The organism is Bradyrhizobium sp. SZCCHNR1017 (genome assembly GCF_032381375.1).
Classification (GTDB): Bacteria; Pseudomonadota; Alphaproteobacteria; order Rhizobiales; family Xanthobacteraceae; genus Bradyrhizobium.
In genome coordinates, this window is sequence record NZ_JAUHIR010000003.1 from 302879 (window position 1) to 319592 (window position 16714).

At 66.1% G+C, this 16714-nt stretch carries 17 protein-coding genes and 1 tRNA gene; 6 read left to right on the forward strand and 12 right to left on the reverse strand.

Going from position 1 to position 16714, the window contains the following annotated elements; genetic code table 11:
• Nucleotides 1-48: 48 nt before the first annotated feature.
• From QW863_RS10325 to QW863_RS10335, 3 genes are read right to left on the reverse strand one after another with little or no spacing between them, the layout of a single operon-like run.
• The gene (locus QW863_RS10325; RefSeq protein ID WP_315715850.1) at nucleotides 49-978 is read right to left on the reverse strand and encodes an alpha/beta hydrolase; all 930 of its coding nucleotides are present in this window, start codon (nucleotides 976-978) and stop codon (nucleotides 49-51) included.
• A gap of 3 nt (nucleotides 979-981) precedes the next feature.
• Nucleotides 982-1179, reverse strand: a complete 198-nt coding sequence (locus QW863_RS10330) for a Trm112 family protein (RefSeq protein WP_006613415.1) — start codon at nucleotides 1177-1179, stop codon at nucleotides 982-984.
• Nucleotides 1180-1235: 56 nt separating this feature from the next.
• Nucleotides 1236-1778: a TetR/AcrR family transcriptional regulator gene (locus tag QW863_RS10335; RefSeq protein ID WP_315715851.1), complete on the reverse strand. Its 543-nt coding sequence runs from the start codon at nucleotides 1776-1778 to the stop codon at nucleotides 1236-1238.
• An 89-nt stretch (nucleotides 1779-1867) separates the two neighbouring features.
• Here QW863_RS10335 and QW863_RS10340 point away from each other — a divergent pair, with 89 nt between their 5' ends.
• The 3 genes from QW863_RS10340 (at nucleotide 1868) to QW863_RS10350 (ending at nucleotide 3705) form a co-directional block, all read left to right on the forward strand.
• Nucleotides 1868-2218, forward strand: coding sequence for a hypothetical protein (locus QW863_RS10340; RefSeq protein WP_315715852.1), 351 nt, complete (start codon nucleotides 1868-1870; stop codon nucleotides 2216-2218).
• 348 nt (nucleotides 2219-2566) lie between these two features.
• Entirely contained in the window at nucleotides 2567-2863 is a 297-nt protein-coding gene (locus QW863_RS10345; protein ID WP_315715853.1) for a cupredoxin domain-containing protein, read from the forward strand.
• Between the two features lie 11 nt (nucleotides 2864-2874).
• Nucleotides 2875-3705, forward strand: a complete 831-nt coding sequence (locus QW863_RS10350) for an FTR1 family protein (protein WP_315715854.1) — start codon at nucleotides 2875-2877, stop codon at nucleotides 3703-3705.
• Here QW863_RS10350 and QW863_RS10355 read toward each other — a convergent pair whose 3' ends face one another.
• Nucleotides 3706-4380 carry an LON peptidase substrate-binding domain-containing protein gene (locus tag QW863_RS10355; RefSeq protein WP_315715855.1) on the reverse strand — a complete coding sequence of 225 codons (675 nt, stop codon included), beginning with the start codon at nucleotides 4378-4380 and terminating at the stop codon, nucleotides 3706-3708. It lies immediately after the preceding gene.
• A gap of 48 nt (nucleotides 4381-4428) precedes the next feature.
• Complete coding sequence (trxA, locus tag QW863_RS10360; RefSeq protein ID WP_315715856.1) at nucleotides 4429-5349, reverse strand: thioredoxin; 921 nt, start codon at nucleotides 5347-5349, stop codon at nucleotides 4429-4431.
• A gap of 288 nt (nucleotides 5350-5637) precedes the next feature.
• Here trxA and QW863_RS10365 point away from each other — a divergent pair.
• Nucleotides 5638-5712: transfer RNA gene (locus QW863_RS10365), tRNA-Gly, on the forward strand.
• Between the two features lie 37 nt (nucleotides 5713-5749).
• Here QW863_RS10365 and QW863_RS10370 read toward each other — a convergent pair.
• The 3 genes from QW863_RS10370 to QW863_RS10380 form a co-directional block, all read right to left on the reverse strand.
• Complete coding sequence (locus tag QW863_RS10370; RefSeq protein WP_315715857.1) at nucleotides 5750-7183, reverse strand: caspase domain-containing protein; 1434 nt, start codon at nucleotides 7181-7183, stop codon at nucleotides 5750-5752.
• A gap of 113 nt (nucleotides 7184-7296) precedes the next feature.
• Complete coding sequence (gene pncB / locus QW863_RS10375) at nucleotides 7297-8601, reverse strand: nicotinate phosphoribosyltransferase (RefSeq protein WP_315715858.1); 1305 nt, start codon at nucleotides 8599-8601, stop codon at nucleotides 7297-7299.
• 99 nt (nucleotides 8602-8700) lie between these two features.
• A complete protein-coding gene (locus QW863_RS10380; RefSeq protein WP_315715859.1) occupies nucleotides 8701-10044 on the reverse strand; it encodes an amidase in 1344 nt (447 codons plus the stop codon).
• 384 nt (nucleotides 10045-10428) lie between these two features.
• On the opposite strand from QW863_RS10380, the gene QW863_RS10385 reads away from it, so the two are divergent.
• Both QW863_RS10385 and QW863_RS10390 read left to right on the forward strand, forming a co-directional pair.
• Nucleotides 10429-11706 carry a PQQ-dependent sugar dehydrogenase gene (locus tag QW863_RS10385; protein WP_315715860.1) on the forward strand — a complete coding sequence of 426 codons (1278 nt, stop codon included), beginning with the start codon at nucleotides 10429-10431 and terminating at the stop codon, nucleotides 11704-11706.
• 172 nt (nucleotides 11707-11878) lie between these two features.
• On the forward strand, nucleotides 11879-12460 hold the full coding sequence (locus tag QW863_RS10390; RefSeq protein WP_315715861.1) for a c-type cytochrome: 582 nt from the start codon (nucleotides 11879-11881) through the stop codon (nucleotides 12458-12460).
• A 206-nt stretch (nucleotides 12461-12666) separates the two neighbouring features.
• On the opposite strand, the gene panE is transcribed toward QW863_RS10390, so the two are convergent.
• From panE to QW863_RS10410, 4 genes are all read right to left on the reverse strand, one after another.
• Nucleotides 12667-13590 carry a 2-dehydropantoate 2-reductase gene (gene panE, locus QW863_RS10395; protein ID WP_315715862.1) on the reverse strand — a complete coding sequence of 308 codons (924 nt, stop codon included), beginning with the start codon at nucleotides 13588-13590 and terminating at the stop codon, nucleotides 12667-12669.
• A gap of 105 nt (nucleotides 13591-13695) precedes the next feature.
• Nucleotides 13696-14433 carry an SDR family NAD(P)-dependent oxidoreductase gene (locus tag QW863_RS10400; RefSeq protein ID WP_315715863.1) on the reverse strand — a complete coding sequence of 246 codons (738 nt, stop codon included), beginning with the start codon at nucleotides 14431-14433 and terminating at the stop codon, nucleotides 13696-13698.
• A 103-nt stretch (nucleotides 14434-14536) separates the two neighbouring features.
• The gene (locus QW863_RS10405; protein WP_315715864.1) at nucleotides 14537-15145 is read right to left on the reverse strand and encodes a 2-hydroxychromene-2-carboxylate isomerase; all 609 of its coding nucleotides are present in this window, start codon (nucleotides 15143-15145) and stop codon (nucleotides 14537-14539) included.
• Between the two features lie 104 nt (nucleotides 15146-15249).
• Entirely contained in the window at nucleotides 15250-16563 is a 1314-nt protein-coding gene (locus tag QW863_RS10410) for an MATE family efflux transporter (protein WP_315716177.1), read from the reverse strand.
• Between the last annotated feature and the right edge of the window lie 151 nt (nucleotides 16564-16714).

The window sequence follows — 16714 nt, forward strand, 5'->3', positions numbered from 1 at the left end:
GGAAACTGGAGACCGGTTTTCCGAAAAGATCATGCTCGAACAAAGAGCTCAGCGCGGGCCTGCGGCGGCGATGAAGCCGGCGACGGCCTCGACCATGTCGGGGTCGAGCGGACGGTCGGGGTCGTTGTAGGAGGCGAGGTTCTCGTCCTCGTTGGCGACGTCGACCAGGACGTGGTTCATCTCCGGCAGCCACAGCGACTTGGCGGCCGGTGCGGCGGCGGCGAGCGCGACCATGTCGAGGCGTGCGATCTGGTGGTCGCGGGCGCCGCCGACGATCAGAATCGGGATCGTGAGCTGCTTCAGTGGATCGATCGGGTCCTCGGCAAAGGCGGAGCCGATGCTGGGCTGCATGCTCGGTGCGACCGGCAGCTCGGGCGGTGGCGGGTCCACGACCTGCCCGGCCATGATGGCGTCGATCGCGTTGGCGACCGGCTCCATCTTCGCGGCCGGCAGCTTCTTCTCGAGCTGCGCCTTCAACAGGTCGCCCTGCCGCCGCGCCGATGTGGTGAGCAGCACGAGGCGGTCGACCGGGGTGCGGCGGGCGGTGAGGATGGCGACCAGGCCGCCCTCGCTGTGGCCGACGAGAACGATGCGGGCGAACTTGCCGCGCAGGAAGTCGACCAGCGCGGCGGCGTCGTCGACGTAGTCCTTGAAGCGGAAGTCCTCCGGCTTGCCGAACTCCGCCTTCCAGCCGCGTGCGCCGCGCTTGTCGTAGCGCAGGCTGGCGATGCCTTGGGTGGCGAGCTGCTCGGCGAGCTTCTTCAAGGTCGCCGGCTTGAGCTGCGGCCCATTGCCATCCCGGTCCGTCGACCCGGAGCCGGCGATCAGCAGCGCCACCGGCGGGCGCTCGACACCCGCTGGCGTCGTCAGGACGGCGTCGAGTGCGCCAATGCGGACGGCGCTCTCCTCGGCCGAGACCCCCGAAGCGAGGGCCATCAGCGCCACGGCGAGCGCACAGCGGATCACGACGGGCCGCATCGGTCAGTCGATCTTCCGCGCTTCCTCGGGCAGCATGATCGGGATGCCATCGCGGATCGGGTAGGCGAGCTTCGCCGACCGCGAGACCAGCTCCTGTTTCGCCGCGTCGTATTCCAGCGGGCCCTTGGTCATCGGGCAGACCAGGATCTCGAGCAGCTTGGGATCGACGGAATTGGCGGGGCGTTCGAGCGGGGCGTTCATGGCAAGGGTCTCCGGCGGGCGCCTCTGTAGCATAACGTCCGCTCGCTTGTCGTGCTTCAAGGCATGTGCCGGGCGATCCGGATCAGCTCGTCGATGACCGCGTCCAGTTGCTCGGCCGGCAACGGCCGATCCGACAGCGCGTGGCCGAGGAAGGTCCAGTACAGCACCTGGGCGCGTGCGCGCGCGATCGCCGGCACTAGTCCCTCGGCTGCAAGCAGGCTCTCGACATAGCCCAGCCGGCGCCTGTCGATGGCTTGGACAGCCTGCCGCGCGGCGGGGTCGGATCCGGCCCAGTTGCGCACGGCGCGCTCCAGGGTGAGCTTGACGTTGAACGCGCGGCGGAGGAGCACGGCAATGGCCGGCTGGTCGCCGGCGTTCGCCTCCACCCCGGTGATGATCTGCTCGGCCGCAATCTCCCGCCACTTCTTGAGGAGGGCCGCGTGAAACCCGGCCACATCGGCGAAATGCCAGTAGAAGCTGCCGCGCGACACGCCCAAGGCTTTCGCCAGCGGCTCCGCCTTCAGCGCGGTGAAGCCCCGGCTGGCCAGCACCTTCAATCCCTGTGTCAGCCAATCGTCGGCCGAGAGCTGATCGGTCATGTCGTCACCATGAGACGACCATACACAGCTGTATTGACGACCGCCAGGGCTTCGTGCATTGTCCATACATAACTGTATGGAGGCGTGCCATGCGCGATGCGCTGCTCGTGACCGCGGGGCTGATGGCGATCACCGTCGCCGTGATCCACGGCGTGCTCGGCGAGACGACGGTTTTCGCGCGTGCCACCATCTCGCCGGAGCGGCTGCGAACCCTGCTGCGGCTGGTCTGGCAGACTGGCACGGTGGCGTGGATCGGCTGTGGCGTGCTGCTCGCCGTCGCCCCGCAAATGGCGTCGGAGTCGGCGCGGCATTGGACGGTGACCACGGTCATCGTCGTGTTCGCTTTCGCCGCAGGCGCCAATGCGCTCGCGACGCGCGGGCGGCATTTCGGCTGGGTCATGCTCGCCGGCGTAGTCAGTCTCGCCATCGCCGGCTACTGACGCGGCGAATCCCGGTCCACCGCAGCGCCGCCACGTACCCGGCGAGAGGAAGGCATCGCGACGCTCCGTAACCGCCGCGTCGCCTCAACTGCTGTTCGGCCGCACTCCGTTCACCGCGAGGCCACTGCCACGACACATTCGCCAAGAATGGTTCCAACTTAGAAGGAGTCTCTTTGCAGACACGGCGACGAGCCGCTTAGCTGTTCGTCGTCGCGAACGGGTGCCCGGCGTCGACATCGATCCGGGCGCACAACCGTTCTCCGATTTGCTTGTCTGGATAGGAGAGGGGACGGATCGATGTTGGTCGACGTGGTGCGGAAGTTGGTCGTCGTAGGTGGAAGCGTCGGCATGCTGTTGATGGCAGCGCAGGCGCACGCCGGGGGATCGAGCGAGATCTGCCTCACCTATGCCAACGGTCAATTCGAGCCCAAGGAGCCGACCGTTCCCGCGGACGCGCCGCTGACCATCCGCGTCCGGAACATGGAGGGCAAGGCCATCGAGTTCGAGAGCGAGACCTTGAAGGTCGAGAAGGTGATCGCGGCCAACAGCGAGGCGGTGCTCAACGTCCGCGCCATGAAGTCCGGGCGCTACGAGTTCTATAACGACTTCAACGAAAAGGCCCGCGGCTTCGTCAACGTCCAATAGGTCCAGATCCCATGCTCGCCGCCCTGATCATCGTCTTCCGCGAAGTGTTCGAAGCCGGCCTGATCGTCGGTATCGTGCTTGCCGTCACCAGCGCGGTTCCGCATCGCCTGCGCTGGATCGGCGCAGGGCTGTTTGCCGGCCTGGTCGGCGCATGCATCGTCGCGGCGTTCGCGGGAACGTTGACGCAGCTATTTGAAGGCATGGGGCAGGAATTGTTCAATGCGGGGATCCTGTCGGCTGCCGTGATCATGCTGACCTGGCACAATGTCTGGATGGCCCGGCACGGCCGCGAGATGAGCACCGAGCTGCGGACGATGGGCCAAGCGGTGGCCGAAGGCGCCAAGCCGCTGGTCGCGCTGGCGACCGTGATCGCCATCGCCGTGTTGCGCGAGGGCAGCGAGGTCGCGCTGTTTCTCTATGGGGTGGCGGCCTCCGGCGACGGCAGCGGGCGGGCGTTACTCGGTGGCGGCGTCCTTGGCCTGCTGCTCGGCGTTGCCGTCTGTCTCGCGACCTATCTCGGCCTGATGCGCATCCCGCCGCGCGCGCTGTTCAAGACCACCACCGTGCTGATCACCCTGCTGTCGGCGGGAATGGCCGCGCAGGCGGTGTTCTTTCTCGCCCGCGCCAACTGGCTGACAACGTTCGACCATGTGGTGTGGGATTCGAGCGCGGTTCTGCCCGAGCGTGGCGTCGCCGGGCGGACGCTCAAGGCTCTGATCGGCTATACGGATCAGCCTACCGCGATGCAGCTCGCAGTCTACATCGGGGTGATCGTCACCACCATCGCACTGATGCGCCTGACGGCGGCCCCGCCAGCGCCGCGCGCGGCTCCCGCCGAGTGATCATTGCAGCGGCGGATCGCCCGAGGTCCGCTTCTTGGCGAGATCCATCTCGGTCACGGCGATGAGGATTTCGGCGCGGGTCTTCAGGTCCGGCGCCTCGAGCATCGCCTGCTTCTCCGCCGGACCATAGGGCGACATCATCGCCAGCGCGTTCACGAGCGCTTCGTTCGGCGCCGCTTCGATGCCGGCCCAGTCGACCTTGAGATTGTTCGCCTTGAGGAAGTCGGTGAGAACCGCGAGCAGCGCTTCGCGGTCCACCGCGTCTTCACCCTTGCGCGCCGTGAAATCATCGACGAACGGGAAATAATCGACCTTGCACTGCCGATAGGGCGTGAGCACCGTCATTTCCTCGACCACCTTGAAACGGGACACGCCGGTGAGCTCAAGGATGTAGCGGCCATCGCCGGACTCGGCGAGCTGCGTGATCCGGCCGACGCAGCCGACCTTGAACAGCACCGGGCGCTCCTCGCTGGAGGAGTGCGTGACGTCGGGCTGGATCATGCCGATGAGCCGATGGCCGTCACGAAGCGCATCGTCGACCATCGCGAGATAACGCGGCTCGAAGATGTTGAGCGGCATTTGGCCGCGCGGCAGCAGCAAGGCTCCCGCCAACGGAAACACCGGAACGATCTCCGGCAGCTCGGCGGGACCGCGATATTCGGCATTGATCGGCATGCGATACCTCGTGTCCGCTGGAACGAGCGCGCGTCCCGTCCAGCCGGGTTACGAAAACAGGATCGTCGACAGCCGCTTGCGGCCCTCGATGGTGGCCTCGTCGGCGCCGCCCCAGGCTTCGAAGAACTGCACGAGCTGCTTACGCGCGCCGTCTTCGTTCCATTTGCGGTCACGCTTCACGATCTCGAGCAGCTGGTCGGTGGCTTCCTTCCGCTTGCCCGCGGCGTTCAGTGCGGTCGCCAGGTCAAAACGCGCCTGGTGGTCGAGCGGATTGGCGGCGACCTTCTGTTCGAGCTCGCCGACCGGCCCGAGCGACTGGGCCTGCTCTGCCAGATCGATCGCGGCCTGCACGGCGGAGACCGCCGAATCGCTGCGCTTGGAGTCCGGGACCATCGCAAGCGTCTGCTTGGCCTCGTTGATCGCGCCGAGCTCGACCTGGCACTTCGCAAGCCCGGCGATCGCGGGGATGTTGGCGGCATCGATCGCGAGCACCTCGGCATAGATCTCAGCCGCGCCGGCCGCATCGCCTTCAGCGAGAACCGCTTCGGCTTCCTTGAGGATTTCGGCGATGTCGGGCTCGCCGGCGCCGGGAACGCCCTTGGTGATCTTTTCGATGAAGGCGGCGACCTGGCTCTCGGGCACCGCACCCATGAAGCCATCGGCGGGTCGTCCGCCGACGAACGCGATCACGGCCGGAATCGACTGGATTCCCATCTGGCCGGGAATGGCCGGATGCTCGTCGATGTTCATCTTGACCAGCTTGACCTTGCCCTTGGCGGCCTTGACGGCTTTTTCCAGGATGGGCGTCAGCTGCTTGCACGGTCCGCACCACGGCGCCCAGAAGTCGATGAGGACCGGCTGCCGCTTCGATTCCTCGATGACGTCCTTCACGAAGCTCTGCGTCGTGGTGTCCTTGATCAGATCCGGCACCTGCGGCGCCGGTCCGCCGCCCTGCTCAACAATGGTCACGGGGTCCCTCGTCCGAAAAATTCCGATGGACGGCGACCGGGAACCGGCCGCCGCCGCGCCTCAATACACGTTTTCTCTCACTTTAAGTGGCGGTCCAGCTGGAAATTTCAATCAGCGCCCATCGCGGCCCGGTGATGGGCAGGTTTGGGCCCGGTTCGGCCGGCCCCGACCGCAAAAATTTGAACGTCGTCGGCGTACGAAACCTGTCGCAGACCTGTTGCATTCGTCCGCGGCATTTGGCATAGGTCTGCCCGTCGCTGGCGGCCACGCCGCCAAGGCGTCACGGATGCGGGTGTAGCTCAGTGGTAGAGCACGACCTTGCCAAGGTCGGGGTCGAGGGTTCGAACCCCTTCGCCCGCTCCAAAAATTCCGCTCCGTTCCCCTCTCGCCTTATGCCTCATCATTTCGTCGGCGGGGATTTGTCCCAGGCCGCGAGCGCGTCGGCGAATACCCGATCTCCACTGGGACCTTTGCCGATTGCGAGGATGCCGCGGCGCTGGTTCGCATAGACGACCGGGATGTCGAACCATTCGCGCCGTGCGAGCAGCTCCTCGTTGCGCGCGCGATCGGCCTCGACGTTGGACAAGCCCACCAGGAACGAATCTTCGGTGATCTTGACGGAAAGCCCGGCAAGCGGCGTCCCGCGCGAATTCTCATCCGCCTTCATCAGCATTCCTGGGACGCTGCTGATGCCGCCACCGACGAAATCGGCAGCGGGCCTGAATGTGAGCTCGGCGACATGGCTGGCCGGCAGGCTGGGATCGTCGTTGCGGCGCAACTGCAGGCTGACCTTCAGTTTGCGCTCGGGAATGTCGATCTCGCCACGGATCACCGGCGTGGGCCGTCCCGATTGTGCGTTCTTGACCGTCTCCGTCCGCCAGGTGACCGAGCCGGAATAGCGCTTACCCTTGGGGTCGGAGAGATCCTCATCATACAGCACGGCAAGTCCGGGCGTCCGCGCATCTGCCGCGTCGGACGATGCGGTCGGGCTCGAAACGGGAGCGCTGCTCCGGGCGGCGGCGGGGCCAGCGGGCTGCGCTGGCTTCGCCGCAGCGGCGCTCAGTTGAGCGCCGCCGTCGATCGACGTGAACATCACGAGCGGCTGCTGCGCTCCGCCCGTGGCACGCTCCACCGCCGCATTGGTCTGGTTGAAGGTCTCGATCAGGCGTTGGCCTGGCTGCTGCAGCGCCTCTGCAAGGGCGGCGGCGAACACGCCGTGACCGTCCGGGCCGCGCTGTCCCGCCGTCCCGGCCTGTGCGGCAAAGGAGATCACGGTCCGTGCGGAAACGTCGACCGGGACGAGGCCGGCGGCAAGACCGGCGATGCCGCGCCCGGCGAACGGATTGGAGCGGAAGGCGTCGAGAATGATCACGTTCTGCCGGGGGCTCGATCCGCCCAGCTCGCGCAAAATCGCAGTCAGGTCGCGCAGCTCGGTCTTGAGATCCGCAGCTGTCGCCGGCGCCGCGTCGACCGGGACGAGATAATCGGCGCCGCCCAGGTTGAGCCCATAGCCGGCATAATAGATGAGCGCGACGTCGGCGTCGGCGATCCGGCCCTTGAACTCGGCAAGCGCGCGATCGAAACTTCGCCTGTCGAGGTCGATCTGCGCGGCACCGCCGCTCAGGGTGAAGCCGAGTCGCGACAGGCTGTCGGCGATCAGCCGGGCATCCGCCGCCGGCTCGTCCAGCAGCGGTGCGTGCTCGTGGATGGCGTTGCCGATCACCAGCGCCACCCGCTTGTCGGCGGCAGCGGGCCCGGTCGAGATCAGGATCGCGCCGACGACAAGGATGGTTGCAGACAGCAGCTGTCCAACTCGGCCGATCACCCGACGCATGCCAACGATCTCCTGTCACCCGATCTGCTCGTGCGACGATTTTACCGCGTTTCGAACAAAGCGGGAACAAGAATCGTGGCAGGAAAGAGAAATTGCCGTGGGCTGTCGGCGGCCTAGACGACCACCGGCGTGCGCACCCGGCCGGCATCGCCGAACACGCGGAGATAACGGGCGATCTCGGCGGGATCGCCGGTCGCCTTCTCCGGGTTGTCGGACAGCTTCACGGCGGGGTGCCCGTCTGCCGACGTCACCTTGCAGACCAGCGAGATCGGATCGAGGTCGACCGAGCCGTCCGGCGAGCAGCCGACGAAATCGTTGGTCAGGTTGGTGCCCCAGCCGAACGACAGCCGCACCTGGTCGGAGAACCGATGATGGATCTGCTCGATCGATTCGACGTCCATCGCGTCGGAGAACACGAGCAGCTTCTGCTTGGGATCGCGCCCCTTCGATTTCCACCAGGCGATGATCTCCTCGCCGGCCTGGATCGGTGGCGCGCTGTCGGGACGGAAGCCGGTCCAGTCGGCGACCCAGTCGGGTGCGTCGCGCAGGAAGGCCTTGGTGCCGAATGCGTCGGGCAGCGCGATCAGCAGGTTGCCTGCGTAGGTCTGCCGCCACTGGTCGAGAATGCGATAGGGCGCGAAGCGCAGCTCGTCATCGTCCTTGGCGAGCGCCGCTGCCACCATCGGCAGCTCGTGGGCGTTGGTGCCGATAGCCTCGAGGTCGTTGTCCATCGCCAGCAGCACGTTGGAGGTGCCGGTGAACGACGGGCCGAGACCTTCCTTGACGGCCTCGACGCACCAGCGCTGCCACAGGAAGCCGTGGCGGCGGCGGGTGCCGAAATCCGACAGCCGCAGCCCCTCGAGCTTGCGCAGCCGCTCCACCTTGGCCCACAGCTTGGCCTTGGCGCGGGCGAACAGCACGTCGAGCGCGAACCGGCCCTGGCCCTTCATGGCCTGGCGCGAGCGCAGCTCGTTGACGATCGCGAGCGCCGGGATCTCCCACATCGTGGTGTGGGTCCAGGGCCCGTGGAAATGCAGCTCGTACTGGCCGTCGGACTTGCGCAGCTCGTATTCGGGCAGGCGGAAATTGGCGAGCCAGGCGATGAACTCCGGCGAGAACATGTGGGTCTTGCCGTAGAAGGTGTTGCCGGCCAGCCAGATCAGCTCCTTCTTGGCGAAGCGGATGGTGCGGGCGTGGTCGAGCTGGGCGCGCAATTCGCCCTCGTCGATGACGTCGCCGAGCCGCACCCGCCGGGTCCGGTTGATGACCGAGAAGGTCACCTGCTGACTCGGGTAGAACTCCCGAATCATCTGCAGCATCAACAACTTGTAAAAGTCGGTGTCGAGCAGGCTGCGCACGATCGGGTCGAGGCGCCAACCGTGATTATAGGTTCTGCTCGCGATGTCTGTGATTGTCATGTGACCGTTTTACAGCGCTGGCCGCAAACCCGCCACTGGGCTTGTCGGAGGAGGCCCTCGTGGCGCGGCGGCATCCTTGCTCGGGGGTCGTGGCGGCGATTAGCGCGCCAGGAGCGGCACGCCGGGATCGAACGCCAGCACCGCTTCGGCCCATTTCGCGACGCGGAGCACGTGGAGGTCGTTGCGATAGGGGCCGGCGATCTGCACGCCCAGTGGCAGGCCGTTGTTGCCGAACCCGGCCGGCAAGGAGATGGCCGGCGCTCCGACGAAGGTCCAAGGGGCGCAATATTCGGCGTCCCCGGTCCAATCCAGGCCGCGCGGCGCTTCGCCGAAGGCTGGCAAGGTGAGCACTGCGTCGAAGCCGTCGAGCTCAGCGGCGAGCGCCTTCTGCCTGAGGGCTTGGGCCGCCTTCGCGGCGAGATATTCCATGGCCGTCTTGCTTCGCCCGCTCTCGACGTGGCCCTTCATGACCTCGCTGACCCGGTCGGGATAGCGCGCGATCAGATCGGAGAAGATCGTGGTCGCCTCGCTGAGCATGATCGTGGTGATCGCATCCCAGTTCACCGCGTCGAGCTCTCTCAGTTCGATCTCGTCGATCGTCGCGCCGGCGCTGCGCAGCTTGTCGACGACCGATTCGAACACCGCCTTCTGCTCGGCCTCGGCGCGCTCCCATTTGGCGAAGCGCACCACCGCAAGCCGTGGCGTGCGGAGCGTCGTGGGGCCGTGGTCGATGTCGACGGTGAAGCCCGGCAGCGGCCGGCCGTGGCGATCATCGGCGCTGGTGCCGGCCAGCAGAGAGAGGGCCAAGGCCACGTCGTCGACGCGGCGGGCGAAGAAGCCGACATGGTCGAGCGACGGGCTGAGGGGATGCACGCCGACGCGTGGAATCGCGCCGAAGCTCGGCTTGAAGCCGACGACGCCGTTGAAGGCCGCCGGTCGGATCACCGAGCCGAGTGTCTGCGTGCCCAGCGCCAGCGGGACCAGGCCGGCCGCAACGGCCGCGGCCGATCCGGACGATGAGCCGCCCGGCGTGTGCTCGGGGTTCCATGGATTGACGGTCGGACCTGGATGACGCCAGGCGAATTCGGTGGAGACCGTCTTGCCGAAGATGGTTGCGCCGAGATTGCGCAGTCGCTCGACCACCCAGGCGTCCGCATCCGGCACGTGATCGCGGTAGATCTGCGAGCCGTTGGTGGTCGGCATGTCCGAGGTGGCGATGATATCCTTGATGGCGACGGGAATTCCACCGAGCGGGCCGGTCTTTGGAGCGACATCCCGCGGCAGATATTCGAATGCTTTCAGCCGCGGTTCGATTGCCTGCGTCTTCTTCAGGCAATCTTCGCCATAGGCGGTGGCCGCTGTCGGATCGGCTGCAAACCGTCGCAGCAGCTCGAGAACGCCGGCACCGGCCTTCGGCGTGGACACAGGGAAACGCTCGGACATTCATCGATCCTGTCGACTTGATCTCATTGCCGCGCGGTGAACGGTCGCAGCCGGTTGTTCCGATCCTATCGGGTGTTCAAGCGCGCGCCAATCGTCGGGCCGATCGGAGCATATGAATACAGCGCATGGCGGCAGGCCCGTGCCGCGTGGCGGACAATCGCCGATGCGGCGCAGGCGTGAGCATGGGCATGCGCATCCAGTATGAGATGAGTGGAACGGCATCTCTTGAGCCTCGCGCGAACCTGGCAGCAATCCGCTTCTCACCCGCTCAGGATGTGCTACCATTTTCGCGCAGGACCACTGGTGTGGTCGGCCAAAGGACGTCTTCAGATACGTTCCGAATAGTAGACGCAGCCACATGAGCTGCCTCATGGGAGTGAAGCGATGACATCGGCTTTTCACCGAAGCATTCTTGCGCTTGCAACAATCAGTCTTCTCGCCGGCACCAGCATCGCCGGCGCGCAGCAGCAATCCGATCAGGGCAAGGGCCTGAAGAAATACGAATCAGGCACCAAGGAGTTCTGGACGCATCCGCCGGACGACTGGTTCCTCGGTGACGAGACCGAGGCGCAGAAGGGGCTGGCGCCGCCATCGGGCCCGCCGACCGGCGCCTCCGATGCCGAGCTTGCGAAGATCGTCAAGCAAGTGAAGCTGCCCGACGGCTTCAAGATGGAAGTCTGGGCGTCGGGCGTGCTCGCCGCGCGGCAGATGGCGTGGGGCGACAAGGGCACGCTGTTCGTCGGCTCGTTCGGACTCGGCAACGTCTATGCGATCAGCGACAAGGGCGGCAAGCGCGAGGTCAAGACGGTCCTCAAGGGCTTGAACATGCCGACCGGCCTTGCCTTCCAGGACGGCAATCTCTACGTCATCGCCGTCGACAAGCTGATCAAATACGAGAATGCCGAGGCCAATCTCGACAATCTCGGCCAGGGCAAGGTCGTCTATGACGACATGCCGTCCTATGCGGCGCATGGCTGGAAATACATCGCGGTCGACAAGGAGGGCTGGTTCTATATTCCCTTCGGCCCGCCCTTCAACATCGGCATTCCGCCGACATCGGTGTCGCAGATCCGCCGCGTCGATCCACGCACCGGCAATGCCGAGATCTGGGCGCTCGGCGTCCGCAACAGCGTCGGCGGCGACGTCGATCCGCGCACCGGCCGCTACTGGTTCACCGAGAACGCGCGCGACTGGGTCAGCGATGAACTGCCGAGCGACAAGCTCAACATGATCTCGAAGATCGGCGAGCATTTCGGCTATCCCTATTGCCATCAGGGTGACATGCCGGATCCGAAATTCGCGATGGGTCACAAGTGCTCGGAGTTCACGCCGCCGGTGCTGAACCTCGGTGCGCACGTGGCGCCGCTCGGCATGAAGTTCTACACCGGTGACCAGTTCCCGGCGGAGTACAAGAACAACATCCTGATCGCCGAGCACGGCTCCTGGAACCGGCACAAGTACCAGGGTGCGCGGATCATGCGCGTCATCGTCGGTCCCGACGGCAAGGACGCCAAGCAGGAGGTGTTCGCCTCCGGCTGGCTCGAAGGCGACCAGGGCTATCTCGGCCGCCCCGACGACATCATCCTCGCCAAGGATGGCTCGATCCTGGTGGCGGACGACTGGGCCGGCGCGATCTATCGCATCAGCTACGAGAAGAAATGAGCTCGTCGTGAAAGCGGGGCTGCGCGCTGCCTTACGGCGGCCGCAGCCCCAGCTATTTTGATAGTCGCGCGTTGACCGGGGGCGAGGTACCGCTCATCGACCGAAGGCCGGTCCGCGCGCCATAGCAATGATGGGAGCGAGAACCCCCGCGATGACTCCAGGGACCTCCAGAATGTGCCAGGCAGCAGCGGCCGCGCTGACGCTCTTGCTCGTGCTTGCGGCGCGTCCGGCCTCCGCGGCCGATCTCGAGGCGGGCAAGGCCAAGGCCGAGCTCTGCGCCGGCTGTCACGGCGAGAACGGCATCTCGCAGACCGAGAACATTCCTTCGCTCGCCGGCCAGCAGGATCAGTTCATCCAGTGGCAGCTCGTGTTCTTCCGCGCCGGCACACGCAAGAACGAGGCGATGAAGCCGATCGTCGATCAGCTCACCAACGAGGATATCCGTAATCTCGGCGCCTATTTCGCCTCGCTGCAGCCGGCCAAGGCGCCGCCCGACAATGATCCGGATCTGTCGGCCAAAGGCGCGCAAGCCGCCGCCGGCCGCCGCTGCGCCTCGTGCCATCTCGACAGCTATGCCGGCACCAAGGGCGTGGCGCGGCTCGCCGGCCAGCGCGAGGAATATCTCGTCAAGGCGCTGCACGACTACAAGAGCGGCCAGCGCGTCGGCGGCAGCCAGGCGGCGATGACGGATGTTGCCTATCCGCTGAGCGACGAGGAGATCACCGCGCTCGCGCATTATCTGGCGCATCTGTAGCTGGGACGTCGCCCAGATCACAATTGTCGTCCCGGCCTCGTGCCGGGACCCATACCGCGGAAGCTATCGAGGGACGTCGGTGAGACTGGCCTGCTTCACTACGGACGGTGGCTATGGGTCCCGGCGCGAGGCCGGGACGACATCGGAGTCTGTGGCGCCATCGTGCCTGACCAACGGTTCGGCGAACACCGAGGCGACACCAAGAGCTACTTGTCCCGCTGTGCCTCATAGACCTTGAGCTGGGTATAGGCGATGCGCAGCCGTGGCACCGGGACCTTGGCGGCATCGGCGCGGGCGACGAGATCGCCGATGACGTGATCGGCCTCGACCGGCAGGCCGGCGCGGAGATCGCGGAACATCGAGGCGGTCATCGGTGATCCCTCCGCCGTGAGCATGCCGGAGACACGCTGGAAGAAGGCGCCAGCCGGAGGGTAGCCGGCGGCCGCAGCGGTGGCGCTGCATTCGTCGAGCATGCCGAGCAGGAAATCCTTGCCGCCCGGCGCGGTCAGGATCACGCCGACCGGCCCGCGCATCAAGGTGGTCGACGCGGCGAGCGAGGACAGGAACACCCACTTCTCCCACATGTCCTGCATGATGTTCTCGCTGGCCGACGCATTGAAATTGCCGCGCTGGAAGATCTCGAAGATCGCGCGGACGCGCTCCGACGATCCGCCGTCGCGCTCGCCGAAGCTCAGCGACTGCATCGGCTGCAGCTGCACCACCTCGCGCTGCTCGTTCAATGTCGCGGCGATGGCGCAGAGCCCGCCGAGCACGCGCGCGCGCCCGAACCTGGCGTCGAGCACGTCGAGGTGCTTCATGCCGTTGAGCATCGGAATGATCGCGGTGTCAGGTCCCACCGCCGGTGCAAACGAGCCGATCGCGTCGTCGAGATCGAAGGCCTTGCAGCTCAGCAGGACGACGTCGAAGTGCTGCTTCAAACCATCCGCCTGCACCGTCCGCGGATTGGGCAACGTGACGTCACCGGTCGGACTGCGGATCACGAGGCCGGCGCTGGCGAGTTCAGCCGCGCGCCGCGGGCGGACCAGGAACGTGACATCGGCTCCGGACTGCAGCAGCCGGCCGCCGAAATAGCCGCCGATGGCGCCGGCGCCGACGACGAGGATACGCATGGGGGTCTCTCCGTTAGCAAGGCTGCATCATGACGAAGCGCGTGGCGAATGACGAGTGGCGAATAGGGATGGCCACCATTCGCTACTCGCCACTCCCTATCGCCCCTACCACTTCTCGCCAAACGGCCGGATCTCCATTTCGAAGGTCCAGGCGCTCTTCGGCTGCTGGTAGAGCTGCCAATAGGCGCCGGCAACCGAGGACGGCGGCATCAGCAGGTCCGGATTGTCCAGCGCCTCCTCGCCCCAGAGCTGGGCGCGGCGCTCGCGCACCCAGGCGGTGTCGACGCCGGAATCGATGATCAGATGAGCGACATGGATGTTCTGCGGCATCAGTTCGCGCGCCATCGCCTGCGCCACCGCGCGCAGGCCGAACTTGGCGGAGGCGAAGGCCGCGAAGCCGGCGCCGCCGCGCAGCGACGCGGTCGCGCCGGTGAAGAAGATCTTGCCGCCGCCGCGCGGCAGCATCAGCCGGGCGGCCTCGCGGCCGGTGACGAAGCCGGCCCAGCACGCCATCTCCCAGACCTTGCGGAACACGCGGTCGGTGGTCTCCAGGATCGGGAAATTGACGTTGGCGCCGACATTGAAGATCACGACCTCCAGCGGCGCATGCTTGTCGGCGTCGTTGAGGAAGGCGGTGGTCTCGTCCTCCTTGCGGGCATCGAGCGCGCGCGCCACGATCCGCCCGCCGGCGCTCTCGACCTCCGCGACCAGCGGCGCGAGCTTGTCGCCATTGCGGCGGCCGGCGAACACCGTGAAGCCTTCGGACGCGAACTTCTTGACGATCTCGGCGCCGATGTAGTCGCCGGCCCCGACGACCGCGACGGTGGCGTTGCGCTGCTGCATGCTTGGTCTCCGTTCTCCCGAGGCGTCATTGCGAGGAGCGAAGCGACGAAGCCATCCAGTCCTTCGTCGTGGCTCTGGATCGCTTCGCTCGCGATGACGGCGATTACCTGCCTAGGATGTAGTCCTCGACGTCGCGCAGCTGTTCCTTGCCGAAGAACATCTCGTTGCCGACGAAAAAGGTCGGCGAACCGAATGCGCCGCGCTCGACGGCGCGCTGGGTGTTCTCCACGAGCTTCGCCTTGACCTCGGGCTCCTGGGCGCGGGCGAACAGCCTGGCCCCGTCGAGCCCGGACGATGTGATCGCGGCGATCGCGATCTCGGGATCGTCCATCTTCTTCGGCTCGCGCCACATGTGGTGGAACGCCGCGTCGACATAGGCCTCGAACACGCCCTCGAGCTGGGCGGCGATGGCCGCGCGCATCAAGTTCAGCGTATTCACCGGGAAGTACGGATTCCAGACCCAGGGCTGCACGTGGTAGCGCTTGAGGAAGCGCTGCGTCTCGACCTCGTGGAACTCACGCTTGTTCTTGATGCCGGCGAGCGACTCGGCGGGCGACTTGTTGTTGGTCGCCTTGAAGATGCCGCCGAGCAGCACCGGGACATAGTAGAACTGGACGCCGATCCGCTTCACGATCGCCGGGATCGCCTCGTGGCTCAGATAGGCGTTGGGACTGCCGAAGTCGAACATGAATTCTGGCGCTGGACGGCTCATGGGCGGTCTCCTCGGTTTTTCGCATTGTGGTCCAGCGCAGCAGCCCCGTCCAGGGTTTTATGACGGTCATCATATTCCAGCGGCCGGAAGACGCCGGTGGTGCGTCAGATCATCCGGCGCACCGTCCGCTTGCGCCATACCAGGAGATAATAGCTCATCTGCAGCAGCATCATCGCGGCGAACGTGATGGGATAGGCGAGCCAGACGCCGTCGAGCCCGATGCTGCGGCTGAGCCAGGTGGCGGCGGGCACCTCGATCGCGGCGATCGCAAACGCCGAGATCGCCAGCGGCATCCACACCGTCCCGGAGGCGCGCATCGCCGACGAGAACGTGATGGACATGCCGAACAGCACGGAGCTCCACAGCACGATATGCAGCGAATGCTGCGCCACCTCGATGACGGCAGGGTCGGTGATGAAGAAACCCATCAGCACCCGTGAGAACAGATAGCCGATCGCGACCAGGCCGCCGGTCAGCACCACGTTCATCTCGATGCCCGTCCGCACGATGTCGCCGATCTGCTCGGCCTGCCCGCGGCCGATCGCCTGGGCGCCGAAGATCGAGACCGAGATCGCGATCGACAGCGCCGGAAACTGCACATAGCCCAGCACCTGGTTGACCGCGCCATAGGCCGCCGTCGCGTCCGAGCCGAAGCCGTTGACGAGGCCGATCAGCACCATCTCGGCCAAGGACATCACGATCATGCCGATCGCGGCGGGGATGCCGAGCCGCAGCACCGCCCGCAGCAGCTTCGGATCAGGCAGCATGCCCTGCAGGAAGGCCGCATCGATCGCCAGCGGATGCTTGCGCCGGCGCAGATGAACGTGGAGCCAGGCCAGCGTGGTCAGGGTCGAGATCGCCGACGCCCAGGCGGCGCTGGCGACGCCGAGGACGGGCGCGCCGAGCCAGCCGCGGATGAAGACCGGGGTGAGCACCAGTCCGAGCGTCGTCGATGCGGCGAGCGAGGCCAGCGGCGTCACGGTGTCGCCGACGCCGCGCATCTGCGACGACAGCAGGATGTAGGCGAAGGTCAGCGGCATCGTGATCATCATGATGCGGGCATAGCCCGCGGCGGCATCGAGGATGTTGGCGGGCGTGGCGAGCGCGGTCAGCAATTCGCGGCTGAACAGGCCGCCGAGCACCGCGATCAGGCCGCCGAGCAGCAGCGCAATGGTCAGCGTCGTGCCGGCGACCTGCTTCACCTTGGCGGGCTCGCCGGCGCCCCAGGCCTGTCCGATCAGAACGCCGGCGCCCGAGCCGAGGCCCATGACGAAGGAGACGAAGAAGAACATCGCCGGGAAGAACACCGAGACCGCGGCGAGCGCATCGACGCCGATCATCTGGCCGAGATAGACATTGTTGATGGTGCCGAACAGGGATTGCAGCGTGTTGCTCAGCATCATCGGAACGACGAACATCAGGAACGGCTTGCGCAGCGAGGCGGTTGGCGGCGACACGGCATGGTTCTCCGTCGACCGCTCTTCATTCGGAGCACGGTCGCGTTGCGAGGAATTGGAATGAGAGCGGCCGCGAACGGCCGCTCTCGCTGGCTGTTGAAATCAGCCGATC